Origin of the sequence: Arthrobacter sp. NPDC058192 (assembly GCF_042883665.1) — a bacterium.
GTDB lineage: Bacteria > Actinomycetota > Actinomycetes > Actinomycetales > Micrococcaceae > Arthrobacter.
Window position 1 is genome coordinate 1 of sequence record NZ_JBHVVJ010000014.1, and the last position, 19499, is coordinate 19499.

At 67.6% G+C, this 19499-nt stretch carries 19 protein-coding genes and 1 pseudogene; 11 read left to right on the top strand and 9 right to left on the bottom strand.

Annotation, left to right across the window (positions count from 1 at the left end):
* Window positions 1–1022 (bottom strand): annotated as a pseudogene (locus tag ACFVVK_RS14380) (transketolase); the annotation flags it as partial.
* A 483-nt stretch (window positions 1023–1505) separates the two neighbouring features.
* Here ACFVVK_RS14380 and ACFVVK_RS14385 point away from each other — a divergent pair.
* Window positions 1506–2468 (top strand): heme o synthase, encoded by a 963-nt coding sequence (locus tag ACFVVK_RS14385; protein ID WP_390268074.1) that lies wholly within the window; start codon window positions 1506–1508, stop codon window positions 2466–2468.
* 110 nt (window positions 2469–2578) lie between these two features.
* Here the strand turns inward: ACFVVK_RS14385 and ACFVVK_RS14390 are convergent, their stop codons facing one another.
* From ACFVVK_RS14390 to ACFVVK_RS14410, 5 genes are all read right to left on the bottom strand, one after another.
* The gene (locus ACFVVK_RS14390; RefSeq protein WP_390268076.1) at window positions 2579–3676 is read right to left on the bottom strand and encodes an acyltransferase family protein; all 1098 of its coding nucleotides are present in this window, start codon (window positions 3674–3676) and stop codon (window positions 2579–2581) included.
* 290 nt (window positions 3677–3966) lie between these two features.
* Entirely contained in the window at window positions 3967–4533 is a 567-nt protein-coding gene (locus ACFVVK_RS14395) for a hypothetical protein (protein WP_390268078.1), read from the bottom strand.
* A gap of 109 nt (window positions 4534–4642) precedes the next feature.
* Window positions 4643–5587: a heme A synthase gene (locus tag ACFVVK_RS14400; RefSeq protein WP_390268081.1), complete on the bottom strand. Its 945-nt coding sequence runs from the start codon at window positions 5585–5587 to the stop codon at window positions 4643–4645.
* A gap of 7 nt (window positions 5588–5594) precedes the next feature.
* Window positions 5595–6437, bottom strand: coding sequence for an ABC transporter permease (locus ACFVVK_RS14405; protein WP_390268084.1), 843 nt, complete (start codon window positions 6435–6437; stop codon window positions 5595–5597).
* Window positions 6434–7402, bottom strand: a complete 969-nt coding sequence (locus ACFVVK_RS14410; protein ID WP_390268087.1) for an ABC transporter ATP-binding protein — start codon at window positions 7400–7402, stop codon at window positions 6434–6436. The genes ACFVVK_RS14405 and ACFVVK_RS14410 overlap by 4 nt, the downstream gene beginning before the upstream one ends.
* A 106-nt stretch (window positions 7403–7508) precedes the next feature.
* Here ACFVVK_RS14410 and ACFVVK_RS14415 point away from each other — a divergent pair, with 106 nt between their 5' ends.
* From ACFVVK_RS14415 to ACFVVK_RS14445, 7 genes are all read left to right on the top strand, one after another.
* Window positions 7509–8390, top strand: a complete 882-nt coding sequence (locus ACFVVK_RS14415) for a helix-turn-helix transcriptional regulator (RefSeq protein WP_390268090.1) — start codon at window positions 7509–7511, stop codon at window positions 8388–8390.
* Window positions 8390–9853 carry a Fe-S cluster assembly protein SufB gene (sufB, locus tag ACFVVK_RS14420; RefSeq protein ID WP_390268092.1) on the top strand — a complete coding sequence of 488 codons (1464 nt, stop codon included), beginning with the start codon at window positions 8390–8392 and terminating at the stop codon, window positions 9851–9853. The genes ACFVVK_RS14415 and sufB overlap by 1 nt, the downstream gene beginning before the upstream one ends.
* On the top strand, window positions 9853–11139 hold the full coding sequence (gene sufD, locus ACFVVK_RS14425) for a Fe-S cluster assembly protein SufD (protein ID WP_390268095.1): 1287 nt from the start codon (window positions 9853–9855) through the stop codon (window positions 11137–11139). The genes sufB and sufD overlap by 1 nt, the downstream gene beginning before the upstream one ends.
* A gap of 32 nt (window positions 11140–11171) precedes the next feature.
* Window positions 11172–11531 carry a non-heme iron oxygenase ferredoxin subunit gene (locus tag ACFVVK_RS14430; protein ID WP_390268098.1) on the top strand — a complete coding sequence of 120 codons (360 nt, stop codon included), beginning with the start codon at window positions 11172–11174 and terminating at the stop codon, window positions 11529–11531.
* Window positions 11532–11619: 88 nt separating this feature from the next.
* Window positions 11620–12417 carry a Fe-S cluster assembly ATPase SufC gene (gene sufC, locus ACFVVK_RS14435; protein ID WP_390268101.1) on the top strand — a complete coding sequence of 266 codons (798 nt, stop codon included), beginning with the start codon at window positions 11620–11622 and terminating at the stop codon, window positions 12415–12417.
* Window positions 12418–12430: 13 nt separating this feature from the next.
* Window positions 12431–12763, top strand: a complete 333-nt coding sequence (locus tag ACFVVK_RS14440; protein ID WP_018772973.1) for a metal-sulfur cluster assembly factor — start codon at window positions 12431–12433, stop codon at window positions 12761–12763.
* Window positions 12764–12998: 235 nt separating this feature from the next.
* On the top strand, window positions 12999–13595 hold the full coding sequence (locus ACFVVK_RS14445; protein WP_390268104.1) for a hypothetical protein: 597 nt from the start codon (window positions 12999–13001) through the stop codon (window positions 13593–13595).
* Window positions 13596–13642: 47 nt separating this feature from the next.
* Here the strand turns inward: ACFVVK_RS14445 and ACFVVK_RS14450 are convergent, their stop codons facing one another.
* Window positions 13643–14527: a neutral zinc metallopeptidase gene (locus ACFVVK_RS14450; protein WP_390268106.1), complete on the bottom strand. Its 885-nt coding sequence runs from the start codon at window positions 14525–14527 to the stop codon at window positions 13643–13645.
* A gap of 57 nt (window positions 14528–14584) precedes the next feature.
* Between ACFVVK_RS14450 and ACFVVK_RS14455 the strand changes: the two genes are divergently transcribed.
* Window positions 14585–15988, top strand: coding sequence for a class I adenylate-forming enzyme family protein (locus ACFVVK_RS14455; protein ID WP_390268109.1), 1404 nt, complete (start codon window positions 14585–14587; stop codon window positions 15986–15988).
* Window positions 15989–16169: 181 nt separating this feature from the next.
* Window positions 16170–17324 (top strand): thiolase family protein, encoded by a 1155-nt coding sequence (locus ACFVVK_RS14460; protein ID WP_390268112.1) that lies wholly within the window; start codon window positions 16170–16172, stop codon window positions 17322–17324.
* Between the two features lie 410 nt (window positions 17325–17734).
* Here the strand turns inward: ACFVVK_RS14460 and arfB are convergent, their stop codons facing one another.
* Window positions 17735–18157, bottom strand: a complete 423-nt coding sequence (gene arfB, locus ACFVVK_RS14465) for an alternative ribosome rescue aminoacyl-tRNA hydrolase ArfB (RefSeq protein WP_390268116.1) — start codon at window positions 18155–18157, stop codon at window positions 17735–17737.
* 160 nt (window positions 18158–18317) lie between these two features.
* Window positions 18318–18512, bottom strand: a complete 195-nt coding sequence (locus ACFVVK_RS14470; protein ID WP_390268119.1) for a hypothetical protein — start codon at window positions 18510–18512, stop codon at window positions 18318–18320.
* Between the two features lie 550 nt (window positions 18513–19062).
* Between ACFVVK_RS14470 and ACFVVK_RS14475 the strand changes: the two genes are divergently transcribed.
* Window positions 19063–19338 carry a hypothetical protein gene (locus tag ACFVVK_RS14475; RefSeq protein WP_390268121.1) on the top strand — a complete coding sequence of 92 codons (276 nt, stop codon included), beginning with the start codon at window positions 19063–19065 and terminating at the stop codon, window positions 19336–19338.
* Window positions 19339–19499 lie beyond the last annotated feature (161 nt).

Consider the following 19499-nt stretch of genomic DNA (forward strand, 5'->3'; position numbering starts at 1 on the left):
GCGTCCTCCGGGTTCGCGGCCTGCCAGGCCGTGAAGGACTCCTCCCAGGCCTTGCGGGCGTGCGCGCCGCGGTCCACCACGGACCGGGCGTGCGCCAGGACGTCCTCGTCGACCTGGAACGCGCGCTCCGGATCGAACCCGAGCACGCCCTTGAGCGCGGCGACTTCCTCCGCGCCCAGGGCCGAGCCGTGGATCTTGCCGGTGTTCTGCTTCTTCGGCGCCGGGTAGCCGATGATGGTCCGCAGCGAAATGATCGAGGGCCTGGACGTTTCGGCCTTCGCGGCCAGCAGCGCCGCATAGAGTTCCTGCACGTCCTCGACGTACTCCCCGGTCCGGGTCCAGTCGACCCGCTGGGTGTGCCAGCCGTACGCCTCGTAGCGCTTGAGCACGTCCTCGGTGAACGCCACGTCCGTGTCGTCCTCAATGCTGATGTGGTTCTCGTCGTAAACCACCACAAGGTTGCCGAGCTCCTGGTGCCCGGCGAGGGAGGACGCCTCGGAGGTGACGCCTTCCTGCAGGTCACCGTCGGAGGCGATCACCCACACGGTGTGGTCAAACGGCGACTCCCCGGCCGGCGCCGCGGCGTCGAACAGGCCACGCTGGCGGCGCTGGGAATACGCGAACCCGACCGCCGAGGCCAGGCCCTGGCCCAGCGGGCCCGTGGTGATCTCCACCCCCGCGGTGTGCTTGTATTCCGGGTGGCCCGGGGTCAGCGAACCCCAGGTCCGCAGCGCCTCCAGGTCCTTCAGCTCCAAACCGTACCCGGAGAGGAACAACTGGATATACAGGGTCAGCGACGTGTGCCCCGGAGACAGGATGAACCGGTCACGCCCGATCCAGTCCGGATCCTTCGGATCATGACGCATCAGCTTCTGGAACAACAAGTACGCCGCCGGCGCCAGGGACATCGCGGTCCCCGGATGCCCGTTGCCCACCTTCTCCACCGCATCCGCAGCAAGGACCCGCACGGTATCCACCGCACGCCGGTCCAAATCAGTCCATGACAGTTCTTGCTCTTCCAAATGTGGCACGAAAACCGGGCCCCTCTCTGTGCTGACGGCCGGCGGTACGCTCGGTCCCGCTCCGGGCACAGTTCGGTGCCCCGCTGCGGTTCGTACCAGCCGTTCACCGTCGAAACGTTGATCTATCATTCAGACGCAGATGCAATGCGGCCTGTTTCGGCAACCGCCCGAGTGCGCTGATCTAAGAACAGCCTAGTCCCAATCCAGTTGGTGGTCAGCGTATATCTCACCAAATGGACCGGATTTCGCTTATATGAATCACCGCCGCTTGCAGGTGTGGTGAGCAGGCGTTAACACGGCGGAAGCATGAGGCCGGCGGCGGCCCGGGCCATCCGCCGCGCCACGGTATGATGGGTGGTGGCCTTCGACTGGGCAAAGACACGGGTGTGCGCTGAGCGCCGAGTCCGTCTTGCAGCAAGACGCGTTGCGATATCCACCCGGGGCCGCCCTGCCACACCGAACTGCACAGCCAGACAGAACAGAGTGACTGCCACCGTGAGCACAACTAATACGCCGTTGAACGCCTCCCCGGTCTCGGGAAGGATGAGCTTCGGCCGCAAAGCCAAGGCCTACCTGGCGCTCACGAAACCCCGAGTGATTGAACTTCTGCTCGTCAGCACCCTGCCCACGATGATCTACGCTCAGCGCGGATTCCCCTCGATCGGGCTGATCCTGGCGACACTGGTGGGCGGGGCGTTTGCGGCGGGCTCCGCCGGGGCGTTCAACTGTTACATCGACCGCGACATCGACAAACTCATGCACCGGACCGAGAACCGGCCGCTGGTCACCGGCGAGGTCACCCCGCGCGAAGCGCTCGTCTTCTCCTGGCTGCTGGGCGCGGCGGCGATGGCCATCCTCTGGTTCGGGGCTAATCCGCTTTCCGCCTGGCTGGGGCTCGGCGCCATCGTCTTCTACGTGGTCATTTACACCATGATCCTCAAGCGGCGCACCGCCCAGAACATCGTCTGGGGCGGCGCCGCAGGGTGTTTCCCGGTCCTGATTGCCTGGGCCGCCGTCACCAACACGGTCGAATGGCCCGCCGTCGTGCTGTTCATGGTCATCTTCCTGTGGACCCCGCCGCACTACTGGCCGCTGTCGATGCGCTACGGCGAGGACTACCGCAACGCCAACGTTCCGATGCTGGGCGCGATCGCCGGCGCCAAGGTGGTCTCCGTGCAGGTGGTCCTCTACGCGTGGGCCATGGTGGCGTGTTCGCTGCTGATGATCCCGGCCGGCCACGCGGGCTGGGTCTACACCGTGACCGCGATCGCGGCCGGCGCCTGGTTCCTCTACGAGTCACACGCCCTCTACAACCGCGCACAGTCCGGCGACGTCTCGAACAAGGGAGCCATGAAGGTCTTCCACGGCTCCATCAGCTACCTGACGCTGCTCTTCCTCGCCCTGGCAGTCGACCCGTTCGTCGGCTCCGCCCTCATGGCCGGCTGAGCAGCCCGCTCGGCTGGTTAGTCCCGCCTGGCGCGGGCAGCATCTCGTTCCAACGGCTGGGGCTCCCTCACCCACCCGGGTGAGGGAGCCTCAGACGTTGTTCGGGCCGGTCAGGGCCGTGATGGAACGGCGCCGGCGTCCGCCCGCCGCTGGTCCGGATAGGCCCGGTCGAAACGGGACCGCGCGATGCGTCCCAGCCTCTCGACGGTGTGCCAGCTGACCACCGCGATGGCCAGAGTCAGCAGGATGGCCGAAACGGCCACCAGCGGGGGCAGATCCGCCGTCGAGCCCCCGTTGAGCCAGAGAATGACGATGTAGTTCCAAAGGTAGGCGGCGTACGAAACGGTGCCGAGCAACTGCACCGGGCGGGTCAGCCGCGGCATCGCCCGGGTACGGGAAGCGCCCAGCGCCACCAGAACGGCCGCGGCAACCATGGCCAGGGGGCCGCCAACGAAGATGAAGGCGGGCGTTTCGTTGGCTTTCGGGAAGAAGGCCAGCGCGGCCAGGACGGCGACTGAAACGAGCAGGGACGCCAGCCGGAGCCAGCGGGCGGAGAACCAGCCGAACACGTGGACCCGGTAAAGCCGCAGCGCCGATCCGATGACCAGTCCCAAGCCCCAGGTCGTGGGCAGCGCGTAGACCAGCGAGTGGAGTTGCGGCGCAAAGATTGTCATCGCCAGCACACTGGCGGTCATGAGGAACAGGGTGACGGCGGCAGAAAGGCCAATCAGCCGTCCCTGGCGATTGCGCCGCAGGGCCAGCACCAGCAGCGCGGGCCAGATCAGATAGAACTGTTCCTCCACGGCCAGCGTCCACAGCGGTCCGATGGCCATGCTGACGTCGAAGGGCAGTGGCAGGTCTTTGAGGTACCCGAAGCCGGCCAGAACGGTATACCCGACGATTCCCTTGGACCGGTCGCCGAGGACGTCGGTGGCCAGTTCGACGGCGGCGTACACGCCCAGGAGGAAGACCAGTGCCGGCACGAGCCGGAAGGCACGGTGTGCATAGAAGCGGCCGTAACGGATCTTGCGGTGCCGTTCGACGTCCCTGAGGAGCACGTTTGTGATCAGGTAGCCGCTCAGCACGAAGAAGGCGATCACACCAACAATTCCGGCTCCTTCGAATATCGCCGGCCAGGAATGTCCGAGCAGGACCGCTCCAACGGCCGCTCCGCGGAGCACGTCCAGTCCGTCCAGTCGCGGGCGCACGCGGGGCCGCTGGTCTGGACTCGGTTTGCCTGTGCTGAGCTGGGCAGCCGATGTGGCCTTTTTGCCGACTAGTAACGCCACGTGACCTCCGGAGCCTCTGTCTGGCCGGTTCCGATTTCAGCCCAATCCAGGCACCCAAATCTCGGCAACCGTGCCGTTCGTCTTCTCATGATGTGATTGCGGCGCCAGTCGTGCGCCGCCTCCATTATCCCCGATGCATCTGGACGGAACCTGACTCCGCATCCGGAGGGGTTTCCGGCGTCCGGGAACTCCCGCGCCCGAGGCCCGGATTAGAGGTTGTGGGCCACCAGTTCGAGACCGATCACCAGAAGGCTCAACACGACCTCGGCCAGCATGATGGCGGCTTTGTGATGCAGCGGAATGTCGAGGCGCCGGATCGCCAGGAACCCGACGACGGCGAGCGAGACCACGAGCACGCCGATGGCCCACCCGAGCGCCGCAGCCGTGGACATGAACCCGAGCCCGGCCGCGGCGAGCAGGAGCAGCGGCGCAACCAACACGCCCAGACCGTCGACGCCGACCGCGATCATATGGTGCAGTTCCTCCCCGGAGGGGAGCTTAGAATGGACGGTCAGGTGGCTCAACAGGTCCGCGACCAAGATCCCGAGCAGGGAACCGATCACCACGATGCTGAGGGTGGCCGCCGCGGCGCCGGGCGTGGTCTCGTTGGCGTGGCTCCGGAGCGCCAGCACGACAGCCAGGCTTGTGAAGATGATGTAGACGCGTTCCTTGAGGCTGGCCGCACGCTGCCGGGCGGATGGCGAAGGATGCGCTACTGGTTGGGCCTTCTCCATGTGACGCGGCCGCCAAACGGGCGATGAAGGGTCCGTGTCCATGCCACCTTATGATCCTCCTGCCGGCACAAGGTGGCCAGTGTGGCGGGGCGGCAATCGTCCGCCCCGCTGAGGAACAATGCCGGTCGGGCCCGGGGGCGCAAGGGAACGGCTATGCCACCGGGCTGTAGCGGGCCAGGTCCGCCGCGTTCGTGGCCGCGGACATCAGCAGTGCCGCCGCCAGCATGTGGGCGCCGACGAGCAACGCCGGAATGCCGGTGTAGTACTGCGTGAAGCCGATGACAGCCTGCAGGACGGTGACGCCCAGCAGCATGAACACCGCCGAGCGGAACGGGCCCGGGATGCGCCCGCGCACCACGAGGAACAGTCCGAACAGTGCGCCGGCGGTGACCAGATAGGCCGGCACGGCGTGGATGTGGGCGAAGAGGTCCCAGTCGAGATCGTTCCGTGGCGCGTTGGCGTCGCCGGCGTGCGGGCCGGCTCCGGTGACCACGACGCCCAGGCAGACGGCGACGGCGGAGAAAAACGCGACGGCAGCCATCACCGGGCGTGCGGCACCCGGCAGGGCGGGAAGCCGCACGGTCCTGGCCTTGCCCGTGCGGCCGTAGGCGCGGTTCACCAGGAGGGTGGCGAGGACCACGAGGGCCATGGAGACGAGGAAGTGCAGGCCCACCACCCACGGGTTCAGCTGGGTCAGCACCGTGATGCCGCCGATGATCGCCTGGGCGGGGATGCTCGCGAGAAGGCCGAGGGCAAGCAGGAAGAGGTCGCGGCGTTCCTTGCGGAGATTCCACAGATACACGAGCATCATCACCGCGACTGCTGCCAGCGCGAACGTCAGGAGCCGGTTGCCGAATTCGATGATGCCGTGGAAACCCATCTCCGGCGTGGTCGTCAGGGATGCGTCCGTGCAGCGCGGCCACGTCGGGCATCCAAGGCCCGATGCGGTCAGCCGGACGGCCCCGCCGGTCACCACCAGAACGATCTGGCCGATGAGGGACAACACGGCCAGTCTCCTGACCTTGTTGTCGACGACGACGGGCAGCCGGGAGGTGAACCCCGAGACGATCCGGGGGGTGCGTGACGCCGTGCTCACAGTTTTCTCAATTCCACTTGAACCAACGGGTGGCTGCGCCGCCGGCTATCGCCGTCCAAAGCAGCAGGACAAAGACCGCAGCAGCATTCACGCTGCCGTGGAGGAAAGCATCCCTTAGCGCCTGGCCCAGCGCGCCGGAGGGGAGGAAGTGGACCACGGCCTGAGCCAGCGCCGGAAGCCGTTCGGCCGGGATCACGATCCCGCCCAGTGCCCCGAGCAGGATCCACAGCAGGTTGGTGATGGCCAGCGTCGCTTCCGGCCGGACGGTCCCGGCGACCAGCAGCCCCAGTGCCGTGAAGGCGGCAGCGCCGAGGACCAGGATGGCCAGGCCGGGCAGCAAGCCTGCGGGCTCGGGCCGCCATCCCAGCGGCAGCGCCACAACCGTCACGATGAGCACCTGCAGGAACAGCACGGCCAGGACGGCCAGGATCTTCCCGGCAATCAGTCCGGTGCGGCCCAGGGGAGTGGTGGAGAGGAAGCGCAGCACGCCGTAGCGGCGGTCGAAGCCGGTGGAGATGCCCTGCCCGGTGAAGGCGGTGGACATGGCGCACAGGGCCAGGATGCCGGGGACGGCGATGTTGATGCGGCTGGCGCCGAGGCCATCCAGCAGCGGCGTCACCGTCAGGCCGACCATGGCCAGCAGCGGCATCACGATCGCGAGGATCAATTGCTCGCCGTTCCGGAGCATGGTGATGGTTTCGTACTGTCCCTGCAGCAGGATCCGGCGCAGCAACGCTGCGGGCGCGCCGCCATGTGCCGTCCGCGGTGCGCCGCCAGCAGGGGCAGTACCAGGGGCGGCGCTTCCTAGCGGGGAATTGCCCAGCGGAGCACCGCCGGATACGCGGGTCATCGGATCTCCCTTCCGGAGATGTCCAGGAAGACGTCCTCGAGGCTGCGCGCTTCAAGGCTCAGGGAGCTCGGCATGATCCCGCGGGCCGCCCACCACGCAGTGATCGTCGCGAGGTCGGCGGGGGTCAGGACGCCGGTCGCGGCGTAGCTGCCGGCGCGGGCCTCGGTGACTTCGACGCCCTCGGGCAGCACGCCGGTGAAATCCAGCCCGGGTTCGGTTTCAAACAGCAGGGTGCGGACGTGGTGCCCGGCGTCGTCTTCGTGCAGCTGGTGCCGCAGGAGTTCGCCCACGGTGCCTTCGGCGACGTTGCGGCCGGCGTCGATGATGTAGACGTAGTCGGCGAGGCGCTGGGCGTCGTCCATCAGGTGCGTCGTCAAGATGATTCCCATGCCGCTGTTGCGCAGCTCGGCGATGAGATCGAAGACCATTTGGCGGGACTGCGGATCCAGGCCGGCGCTCGGCTCGTCGAGGAAAAGGACCTCCGGATTGCCCACCAGCGCCGCGGCCAGCGCAAGGCGCTGCTTCTGCCCGCCGGACAGCCGGCGGACGGAGGTGCGGCTGAAGCTGTCGATGCCCAGGCGGCCGATGAGCTCATCGACCGGCCACGGGTCCTGGTACATGCCGGCGATGTGCCGCAGCAGGGGGATGGGACGGGCCGACGGCGGCAGCCCCCCGTCCTGCAGCATGACCCCGACGCGCGCACGGAGCCCGGCCCCAGCCTCGTCAGGATCCTGACCCAGTAGGCTAATGCTGCCGGCGGTGCGTTTCTGCAGCCCCTGGGCGCACTCGATCGTGGTGGTTTTGCCGGCGCCGTTGGCACCCAGCAGGGCCGTGACCTGCCCGCGCTCGGCCAGGAGGGACAGCCCGCTGACCACGCGCAGCATTTTGCCGTCAAGGGTGGCCAGAGGGCCCACATCCTTGACGAGCCCGCTGATGGTCAGAACGGGGGATTCGGGAGATCGCACCACAGCATTCTACGGGATGTAGTACGGGGGCGCCCGGGAGCGCTATGGGAGGCAGGCAAGCCATGCCTTAGTGGAACGCGGGAGTAAATTACGACATGATTGTGTTGTGTATTCCATGAGCACTTCTGCGTCCGCGGCCCCGTCCGGGAGCGGCGCCACGCGCGTCGGGTCCGCCCGGGCGCACGTGGCGGCCGTGCCGGACCTCATTCCCGCGGCTGTTCCCGCGGCCGGCGGCAGCCACCACCACGACGCCGACGAGCGTACGCGTGACCGCGTCCTCAACGCCGTGCTGGAGCATGGACCCATCAGCGCTGCCGAACTCGGCGACCTCCTGGGCTTCACCCCGGCCGCTGTCCGCCGCCACCTTGACCACCTCGAGCGCAGCGGAGTGATCGAGGTCAAACGGGTGGCCCGAGCCGGGGCCGGCGCCGGACGGCCCGCCCGGCGCTACGTCCTGAGTGCCCAGGGCCAGTCGACCCTGGGCAACGACTATCTCGATATCGCCACCGTGGCGCTGCGGCGCCTCGGCGAGGCCGCCGGTCCGGAAGCGGTGCGGCAGTTCGCCGTCGAACGCTTCGGGGACATGGAGCGCCGCTACGCCCCCGAGATTGAGCAGGCCGGACCGGACATCACGGCCCGTGCCCGGGCTCTTTCCGAGGCGCTCTCCCGCGACGGCTTCGTCGCCTCCGCGCAGTCGCTCGAGGCCAAGGCGCCGCTTCCGGCAGCGCTGTCCAGCGTCCAGCTTTGCCAGGGCCACTGCCCCATCCAGGACCTGGCCGCCCAGTTCCCCGTGTTCTGCGACGTCGAGACCGAAGTGTTCTCCCGGCTCGTCGGCGTCGATGTGCGCCGCCTGTCCACACTCGCGCGCGGCGGGCACGTCTGCACCACCCACATACCTACGGGCCGTCCGGCCGCCGGCGGGACCTCCGGTCCCGCGGCCCCGGGCAACCCGGACGAAGTATCCAACCATCTGCAAGAAAGGCCGTGATGACGGACCAACTATCAGAGAAGAAGGTTGCTGACTCTACGGTGATTTCGGAGATTCTCGAGAAGAATCCCGAGCTCCACGGAATCGGCACCTATGAGTACGGCTGGGCCGACAAGACCGACGTCGGCGCCAACGCCCGCCGCGGCATCGATGAGGACGTAGTCCGGGACATCTCGGCCAAGAAAAGCGAGCCGGAATGGATGCTGGACCTCCGCCTTAAGGGCTTGAAGTACTTCGACCGCAAGCCCATGCCCACCTGGGGCGCGGATCTGTCCGGCATCGACTTCGACAACATCAAATACTTCGTGCGGTCGACCGAAAAGCAGGCCGCCAGCTGGGAAGACCTGCCCGAGGACATCCGGAACACCTACGAGAAGCTGGGCATCCCGGAAGCCGAGCGCAGCCGCCTGGTCTCCGGCGTCGCGGCGCAGTACGAATCCGAGGTCGTCTACCACCAGATCCGCGAGGACCTCGAAGCCCAGGGCGTCATCTTCCTGGACACCGACACCGCCTTGCGCGAGCACCCGGAAATCTTCCAGGAGTATTTCGGCACGATCATTCCCGTGGGCGACAACAAGTTCGCCTCGCTGAACACGGCCGTCTGGTCCGGCGGGTCCTTCGTCTACGTCCCCAAGGGCGTCCACGTGGACATTCCGCTGCAGGCCTACTTCCGCATCAACACCGAAAACATGGGCCAGTTCGAGCGGACCCTGATCATCGCCGACGAGGACTCCTACGTCCACTACATCGAAGGCTGCACCGCACCGATCTACACCTCCGACTCGCTGCACTCCGCCGTCGTGGAAATCGTCGTGAAGAAGGGCGCGCGCGTCCGGTACACGACCATCCAGAACTGGTCCAACAACGTGTACAACCTGGTCACGAAGCGTGCCATCTGCGAAGAGGGCGCCACCATGGAGTGGATCGACGGCAACATCGGCTCCAAGGTCACCATGAAGTACCCGGCCGTCTACCTTGTGGGTGAAGGCGCCAAGGGCGAGACCCTGTCCATCGCGTTCGCCGGCGAAGGCCAGCACCAGGACACGGGCTCCAAGATGGTCCACATCGCGCCCAACACCAAGAGCTCCATCATCTCCAAGTCGGTGGCCCGCGGCGGTGGCCGCGCCGCCTACCGCGGCCTGGTCCAGGTCCGCGAGGGCGCCAAGCACTCGGCCAACACGGTCCGCTGTGACGCCCTCCTGGTGGACACCATCAGCCGGTCCGACACCTACCCGTACATCGACATCCGCGAGGACGACGTCACGATGGGCCACGAGGCGACCGTCTCGCGGGTCAGCGAAGAGCAGCTGTTCTACCTGATGTCGCGCGGCATGCGCGAGGACGAGGCCATGGCCATGATCGTTCGTGGCTTCATCGAGCCGATTGCCCGTGAACTGCCGATGGAATACGCCCTCGAGCTGAACCGCCTGATTGAACTGCAGATGGAAGGATCGGTCGGTTAATGACTGACATCACTACTGAAAAGGCCCGCATCGGCGCGCCCTCATCCCAGCCGTTCATCGACGGTTTCACCGAGGAAGGCGAAAGCCTGTCCCCGCTGAACGCTGCGGAGTCCAAGACCCCGCTGGCCGGCGAGGCCGTCAAGGCGCATTCGCACGGCGGCGGAGTCGGCATTCCGGACAGCTCCCGCGCCGGCCGCCTGACTTCCTACAAGCTCGCTGACTTCAAGCCGCTGACCGGCATGGAAGAGGACTGGCGGTTCACTCCGCTCAAGCGCCTCAAGGGCCTGCACGCCGAGGTCCTCACCGGCACCGGCCCCTCCGTCGCCGTCACCGCCCCGGGCAGCGTCCGGGTCGAGACGGTCGGCCGGAACGACGCCCGGATCGGCTCTGCCGGCATCCCGGAGGACCGCGTGTCCGCCAACGCCTGGGAGAACTTCACCGAGGCCACCGTCATCACGGTGCCGGCCGAGGTGGAAACCGAGTCCGAGGTCAGCGTCGTGCTGACCGGCCAGGGCGTCCAGGCTGCCGCGCAGCATGTGGTGATCGTGGCGGAGAAGTTCTCCAAGGCTGTCGTCGTCCTTGACCATCAGGGCACCGCCGTCGTCTCGGAAAACGTCGAGATCGTCGTCGAGGACGGCGCGCAGCTCACCGTCATCTCGCTCCAGGAATGGAACGACGACGCGGTGCACGCCTCCTCCCAGCAGGCCCGGATCGGCCGCGACGCCAAGTTCAAGCACATCGTCGTCAGCCTCGGCGGCGACCTCGTCCGGGTCACGCCGTCGGCGCGGTTCACGGCGCCGGGTGCCGAAGTGGAACTGCTCGGCCTGTACTTCGCCGACGCCGGCCAGCACCTGGAACAGCGCCTCTTCGTGGACCACGCCGTGCCGAACTGCAAGTCGAACGTCCTGTACAAGGGCGCCCTGCAGGGCCGCAACGCGCACACCGTCTGGGTGGGTGACGTCCTGATCCGCAAGGAAGCCGAAGGTACCGACACCTATGAGGCCAACCGCAACCTGGTCCTGACCGATGGTGCCCGCGCCGACTCCGTGCCGAACCTGGAAATCGAAACCGGCCTGATCGCCGGCGCCGGCCACGCCAGCGCCACCGGCCGCTTCGATGACGAGCACCTGTTCTACCTGATGGCCCGCGGCATTCCGGAAGACGTGGCCCGCCGGCTGGTGGTCCGCGGATTCCTCAACGAGATCATCCAGCAGATCAAGGTCCCGGCGATCGAAGAGCGGCTCACGGCCGCCGTCGAACGCGAACTCGCGGCAACGAACAACTAGCGCGCAGGACCAGAGGACAAGGGGCCACACCAATGACTGAACAGCCCAAGGGCGAGCTTGTCTGCAACGCCAGTGAGATCCAGCTCAAGCAGGCGCTGCGGATCCTGATCGACGACTACCCGGTAGCGGTCGTGAAGGACTCGATGGGGGAGATCCACGCGATCGGCGACACGTGCTCGCACGCGGACATCTCCCTCTCCGAAGGGGAGGTCGAAGGCTGCAAGATCGAGTGCTGGGGCCACGGTTCCCAGTTCGACCTGCGCAGCGGCGAACCGCTCCAGCTGCCGGCCTATGACCCTGTTCCCGTCTTTGCCGTGACCATCCTGGATGACGAGGTCTACGTGGACGTCACCAACGTCCTGAACGGCGCCGAGGCTCCAAACTTCAGCTAGCTGCCCCGCAGCCGGCAATCCGCTTAGCAACTTATCGACAAGAACCGCACCGCCGCCGGAGGGCACGGTGCAGAGGAGAACAAGACATATGTCTACTCTTGAGATCAAGGACCTGCACGTCAGCATTGACACCGAGCAGGGCACCAAGGAAATCCTGAAGGGCGTCAGCCTGACCATCAGGACCGGCGAGACGCACGCCATCATGGGCCCCAACGGCTCGGGCAAGTCCACCCTGGCGTCCACCATCGCCGGGCACCCGCGCTACAACGTCACCTCCGGTTCCATCACCCTCGACGGCGAGGACGTCCTCGCGATGAGCGTCGACGAGCGCGCCCGCGCGGGCGTCTTCCTGGCCATGCAGTACCCGGTGGAAGTACCCGGCGTCAGCATGACCAACTTCCTGCGCACCGCCAAGACCGCCATCGACGGGGAAGCGCCTTCCCTGCGCCACTGGACCAAGGACGTCAAGGCCGCGATGGCGCAGCTGCGCATCGACGCTGACTTCACCCAGCGCAATGTCAACGAGGGCTTCTCCGGCGGCGAAAAGAAGCGCGTCGAGATCCTCCAGCTGGAACTGTTCAAGCCCAAGTTCGCCATCCTGGACGAAACGGACTCCGGCCTGGACGTCGACGCCCTCAAGGTCGTCTCCGAGGGCGTCAACCGTGCCCACGCCGAAGGCAACATGGGCACCCTGCTCATCACCCACTACACCCGGATCCTGCGGTACATCAAGCCGGAGTTCGTGCACGTGTTCGTCGATGGCAAGGTTGTCGAAGAGGGCGGCCCCGAACTCGCCGACCGCCTGGAAGAAGAAGGCTACGACCGCTACGTCCAGGGCGCCGGAGCCGCCACCATCGCTGCCGCTGACGCTGCAGCACAGGCCTAGTTAGGACTCCGCCATGACCGAACTCAATGTGGCCCGCACGGGCCTCGAAGATGTCGAAGAGGCACTCAAGGATGTGATCGACCCCGAACTCGGCGTCAACATCGTTGACCTTGGCCTGCTGTACGGTCTGAAGTACTCAGACGACGACGGCGCGCTGCTGATCGACATGACGCTCACCACCGCGGCCTGCCCGCTGACCGACGTCATCGAAGAGCAGGTCGGCAAGGCGCTGGACGGGATTGTCGACGACTGGCGGCTCAACTGGGTTTGGATGCCGCCGTGGGGTCCGGAACGCATCACCGAGGACGGACGCGACCAGATGCGGGCGTTGGGCTTCAACATCTAGATCCGCCCGTCTTCAGGGCCCATCGGGGCCTTGCCGCAACAGCGCTGGTACATCGACACCGGCTCCGCCTTACCGAGGTGGGGCCGGTGTCGCTGTTTTAGCCGGTGGTTTCAGGCCCCGAAGGGAGCGGCCCGGGCAGGCGTTCCCTTCGGGGCCGGTCGGTGGTCTGATAAAGACATCGGGTCATGCCGCGCTGACCCGGACTGGGAATTCCGTCGACAGGAGGCACACCAGAATGGCCGCCACCCCACCTCTCCGGCCGATGCCCGGCGGGGATTTCGTCGTGGTCGAGGACAGCGGGGAGTTCTCCTACTACGCGTCCCTGGATGCCCTCCTGGCCGACGTCGAATACGTGGGCGAAGCCACGTGCATCATTGACCGCAGCGCCACTGCCTACCGTCTGGAGCTGGACGGGAACAGGCACCTGCGCCTGGGGCCGCCCCTGGGAGTCGTGGAGTTCCACTGGCTGCGCCAGGCCCTGGCGGACGCCCGTCAGGTGCACCCCGCCGGGCACCGGCTTCAACGCGCGGAGACTGCCGGGCTCGACGAGCTCGTGGCCGGACTGTTCGAGACGCTGCAACTGGAACGTGGCACCGATGCCGACCTGGGGCTGTGGAGCCTGGAGATTGACGGGCTTTCAACGCGGCGCAATGCACTGGCCGACGTCGACCTCCTCCTGGCTGGGAACGCCCGGCTGGAGTCGGTCCGCGTGACGGACCCGTTCGGGCACAAGTATCGGCCCGAATGGCACCGGAAACACCGGCACTTGGGCCATGCGGGATTCCTCAGCTACATCGAAATCCCTGTACGGCGCAGGACACCCCCGCGCTGAAGAAAGCCCGCCCCGAAGACGCTGCGCCGCTGAAGACAGCCGTCAGGTCAGGGCGTCGCCACCGCGAAGGTGTCGCACTGGTTGATGTCCCCGGAGGTGTACCCCCGGGAGAACCACTTCTGCCGCTGGGCGCTGGATCCGTGGGTCCAGGCCTCGGGTGACACGCGCCCGGATGCGGCCTTTTGGATTCGGTCATCGCCCACAGCCGAGGCGGCCGACAGGGCATCCTGGAGGTCCTGCTGGGTGAGGGGATCGAGGTAGGTCTGGCCGGTCTTCGGGTCCGGCTGCGTGGCATAGTGTGCCCACAGGCCGGCGTAGCAGTCAGCCTGGAGCTCAACCCGGACTCCGCCGGACTGGGGACCCCGCGGATCCTGCTGCGCCTTGTCCAGGTCGCCGAGCAGATTCTGGACGTGGTGACCAAATTCGTGGGCCACCACGTATTCCTGTGCCAGCGGGCCGCCGGAGGAACCGAACCGGTCCACGAGTTCCTGGAAGAACCCGGGGTCGAAATATGCAGTCGTGTCGACGGGGCAGTAGAAGGGCCCCACGTCGGAGGTGGCGGCCCCGCAGCCGGTGTTGGTTCCGGCGCTGAAGAGGACGGCGCTGGGCCGCGGGTATTTCGTGTTGTACTGGGCCAGATAGGCGGGCCAGAAGGCGTTCAGGCTGTTGACAGTGCCGGTGATCCTGCAGTCGAGGCGGGCGTCGGCGTCGGCTCCGGTTTTGCAGGCCGGGGCAGTGCCCTGGCTCTGCGTCTGGGGCTCCAGGCTGGTGCCGCCCATGCCCTCGAGGAGCTGGGGGTTGATCCCGAAAAGGGCGGCAAGCAGCAGGACGATGCCGCCTCCGATGCCGCCTCCGATCATGGGCCCGCGTCCCATCCCTCGGCGGTCCTGGACCTGTGAGGGATCCAGCTGGGCGTTGTCATTGAAGCTCATGAAGTCACAATACCCTCCGAGTCCGCGCGGCCAGACGGCAACGGTAAAGTTGGATCGATGCCTTTTCTCGACAGAATCCAGCGCTGGGCCGATGACCGTCCCGACGAAACTGCCGTCGTCGTGGCCGGAACGCACCTCACCTGGTCCGAACTGCGGGACCGAGCGGCGGCGCGGTTGCCCTCCGTGCCTGCAGTGACGGTTTTGTCGGAGCACAATTCCGTTCGTTTCGCCGTGGCGTTCGCGGCCGCCGTGGCAGGTGAGCGCCAATGCGCCGTCTTGGATCCGACGTGGCCGCAGCAGCTGCAGGACGCGATTGCCGCCCGGATCGCCCGGAGCTCGCCGGACCCGAAGGTGTTGCCGGGCACAGGGCTCACTGACGGGCCGCCCGGCGCCTCGTTCCTCATCGGACTGACATCCGGCACCACCTCGGTCCCTAAAGCCTTCACGCGCTCCCGGCAGTCGTGGCAGGAGTCGTTTGACGCCTCCATCGAGTTCTTCGGCCTTCGCCAGGACGACAAGACCCTGGCCCCCGGACCGCTCGCCGGGAGCCTGAACCTCTACGCCCTGGCCGAGTGCCTGTACGCCGGCGCGGAATTTCACACCCTCGAGCACTTCGACGTCGGCGCCGCCCACGCCGCCGTCCGCCACGACGGCATCACCCGGCTGGTCCTCGTGCCCAGCATGCTCCGGCTGCTCAGCGAGCGCGGCCTGGCCGGAGGGGTCGATGCGTCCGGGATCCGCAGCATCATTTGTGCCGGTTCCAAACTGGATGCCCGGACGCTTGAAGCGGCGCGGCGCTGGGCACCCAATGCCACCCTCTTCGAGTACTACGGGGCCTCGGAGCTAAGCTTCGTGTCGGGCGCCGGGTTGCGCCCGGGGGAGCCTGCCGAACCGGGCGGGACTGCCATCGGGCGGCCGTTTCCCGGCGTCGAGCTCCGCATTCTGGACGACGACGGGAGGGAGCTGCCGGACGGCAGCGACGGCAACATCTGCGTGCGCAGCGCTATGGTCAGCAACGGCTATCTCTGGGGCGACGACGGCCACGCCCTGCGGTGTTTCGACGGCTGGTACACCGTCGGAGATCAAGGCTTCCGCTCCGGCGAAACCCTGCACATGCTCGGCCGCCGCTCCGACATGATCATCACCGCCGGCACGAACGTGTACCCGCACGAAGTGGAAATGGCGCTGGCGTCCGTCCCGGGCGTCGCGGCTGCTGTGGCAGCTGGCCGGCGCGATGACCTGCGCGGCAAGCGCGTCGTGGCCGCCGTGGTGCCCTCGCACGGGGGCATCACGGCCACCGCGCTGAGGGCCGGCATCGAGGACGTGCTGGCACGCAACAAGCGCCCGCTCGAGTACTTCGCGCTGACCGAGCTGCCGCTGACGGACCGCGGCAAGATCAGCCGGCAGCTGCTGCTCGACTGGATGGACCAGAACGATCCCAGGATCCGGCGCCTTGGCTGAGCGGCGCACGGACCCCGGCCCTACTTCGCCTGCTGCGTCCGCGGCTGCGTCCGCGGCTGCGTCCGCGGCTGCGTCCGCGGCTGCGTCCGCGCAGGGACTCACGCCACCGGCGCCGCTCAAGCCGGCGCCGCCCAGGCCGGCGCCGCCCAGGCCGGCGCTGCTGCCGGACGACAGGCAGCCGGTGATTATCGCCGCGCGCCGGACACCCCTCTGCCGCGCCAACGGCCTCCTGAAACAACTGCGGGCCCACGCACTGCTGGTACCGGTGCTCCGCACCCTGCTCTCCGACGCCGGCGACGGGGTCGCTCCCGAGGCAGTGACCGACGTCGTGATCGGCAACGCGGTCGGCGGCGGCGGAAACGTCGCGCGGCTCGCCGCGCTCGAGGCCGGCCTGCCCGTCACCGTCCCCGGCGTCACCGTGGACCGGCAGTGCGGCTCGGGGCTGGACGCGATCGTCCTCGCCTCCCGGCTCGTCGCAGCTGGCGGGAACGGCCTCTACCTGGCTGGCGGCGTGGAGAGCATCAGCACGGCCCCGCTGCGGGCGAACCGCAACGACGACGGCAGCCCGGACTTTTATCACCGGGCCCAGTTCGCACCGCTCAGCATGGGCGACCCGGACATGGGAGTTGCGGCCGAGAACGTCGCTGCCCGCTACGGCATCAGCCGGAAGCGCCAGGACGAGTTTGCGCTCCGTAGCCACCGCAGAGCCCTGGACGCCGCCGCTGCCGGGCTGTTCGAGGGCGAGCTCGTGCGGCTCGGCACGGACACCGGTGCAGCCGCAGCCGTCGACGACGGTCCCCGGCCCAGTCTTGGCCCGGCCCTGATGGCCAGGTTCCCGCCCGTGTTTGCCCCAGGCGGCACGGTAACGGCCGCGAACTCGTGCTTCGACGCTGACGGCGCCGCCGCCGTCGTCGTGACTTCCGTGGAATGCGCCCGCCGGCTGGGCGCCGCCGACGGACTGCTGGTGCTGGGCACCGACACCGCCGGGGTGGCGCCCCAGCTCTTGGGCGTCGGCGCGGCCGTGGCCGCAGCGCGGCTCCTGGCGGCGCACGGCCTGACGGCTGCAGACTTGGGCCTGGTGGAGTTCAACGAGGCCTTCGCGGCCCAGACCCTCGCCTGCTTCGACCAGCTGGGAATCGACCCGGAGCGTGCGAACCTCGACGGCGGGGCCCTGGCTCTGGGGCACGCCTACGGAGCCTCGGGTGCGGTGCTGGTGACCCGGCTGCTGGCACAGGCGCGCAGATCCGGCGACGAGCACCAGCTTGCCCTGGCGATGATCAGCATCGCCGGCGGCATGGGCACGGCCGCGCTGCTGGAGTACCGCCGCCTGGCCTAACGCCCGCAGGGGGACATGCCCATTCTTCGCCGCGGCCGGCGGACATCCTAGGCACATGTCCAGTGGCTGCAGGCCGGGGAGGACTTGTCCCGAAGATGGGAGGACATGTGCACTCGCCAGCTACGGACATGCCCCGCGTTGGCGCCCAGGAAGGGACATGTTCATCCGCCTGGTGCGCCACAGGCCCGCCCGGCCCGGGCCACGGGACATGCCCGTTCCTCCCGGTGCGCCGCAGGTCCGCCAGGCCCCGTCCACGGGACATGTCCATTCCTGGGCACGGGGCGTGGACATGGTGGTGATATGTCCAGTGGCTGAGGCCAGGGGCGGGCATGTGCACACGCTGCGACCGGCATGCCCCGCGTTGGCGCCCAGGAAGGGACATGTCCACCCTCCCGGTGCGCTGAGGGGCGCTACTCGATCGAGGGCCGCCGCCGCTGCCGCTTGGTCGCCGCCCGCTGTTCCTTTGCGGCAAGGCGCCGGCGGTTCGAACCCCGGGTGGGTTTGGTTGCCCGGCGGCGGGCAGCTTCGGGAGCGAGTCCCTCTGCCACGAGGTCAGAGAGCTTGGCCAGGGCGATTTCACGGTTGCGCAGCTGAGAGCGCTGTTCGGAGGCCGTCACGGTGATCACCCCAGCGACGAGACGACGTTCGAGGCGCGTGACCAGCATCAGCCGTTGGCTGTCCGTCAGGGCGGCCGAGCCGGCGACGTTCCAGGAGAGTTCGACGCGGCTGTCTGTGGTGTTGACGTGTTGACCGCCAGGGCCGGACGACCGCGAGAACCGCCAGCCGAGTTCCGACTCGGGAATCGTGAGCGCGGGCGATACCTCCAGGTCCATGCCACTAGCGTTGCACGATCCGGGCCCGATCGAGGCACCCGCGACTCCCTGCCCGGGGTCCCGGACGGAATTCAATCGTGATCGGGTTACGTCCGTGATTGTTCGCGCACGTGGATGCCTGCGGTCGGCCCCACGCGGATGTGGTGCCGCGGAACGGCAGTTAGGACGCCGGGACCATCCAGAACCCGGCGACGGCCGCGCTGCCCTGCTCGGTGGTCATGCGGAAAGCTTGCGCCGAAACCGTGCCCGCTGCAAGCTCCAGATCGACGCGGGTTGCTGTTCCGCAGTCGAGGGCAAGCTCCTGCTGCGTTCCTCCTCGACTGTTGGACTGCGAGAGGGTGAGGGATGCTTTCATAACACCTTGGCATGCAGCGGTCACCGTATAGCGTCCCTCCGTTATTCCGGTCTTCGAGGTGCCGAACCCGTCGCCGTCCAGTCCGCCGAAGACGCCCCAGACAAGACCGTCAGGCCGAGGGCCCAGGCGAGACTCCAATAGCGCCTGATTTTCCGCCTGCTCCTCCGCCAGATCGGAGTCAGCCTGCGGCGGGGGAGCAGGGGCTGGCCGGGAGTACCCAAGGGGCGCAGCGGTCCGGGACGGCTCCTCGTCCGCGTATTCGCAGGAACTCAATGCCGCTCCGGTACTGACGAAAACCAGCAACAGCGCCGGGCCTCTAACCCAGCTTCTTCCCCAACTTGGTGACATGGCCGAAGCCTAACGGGACCCGGCGGAGGTGCACCGCATTTCGGCCCCACGAGCAACGTTGCCCCACTGGTGCAGGCGAATGCGCCGGCCCGGCGCCCGTGACTTTGGACTCGTTCTCGGCTGCGGAGGAATAGCCGGGAGCTCCGGCAGCTTGACCTAAGTGAGGGCGTCGACCACCGGCTGCCCCCGCGAAAGGACCTCCTTGCCCACTTCCTTTATCCCCTTCACCATGTGTGCCACCGTCCGGGAAGACCACAAGAGCACTTTCCGCACGGACCTAGAACGTGTTGCCTCCGGCCGTCGGGGCTGGGCGCCGCTGGACGTCGTCAAGTCCACCGATACCCAAGCGCTGCTGCAGGGAGCGATTGCGCAAAGCGTTCACACTGCCACTGACGCGAGCCTCGCCCGCTATCTCCACGACCGCCTTGTCGCCGACAACGACATCCATCTGGATATCACCGTCAACATCGCGCGCTAACAACCGCCAACACGGGCCCCGGACCATGCAGGTCCGGGGTTTTCTCATGGGGTAGAAAGGCCGCCGCAGCACGTGGGGGTGCCCCCCGCAAGGGTGCGTATGGCTACTCGGTGTGCGGCGCGGATGCCGGTCCGGAAGACCGGGGCGCCGGCCTGGCCGGC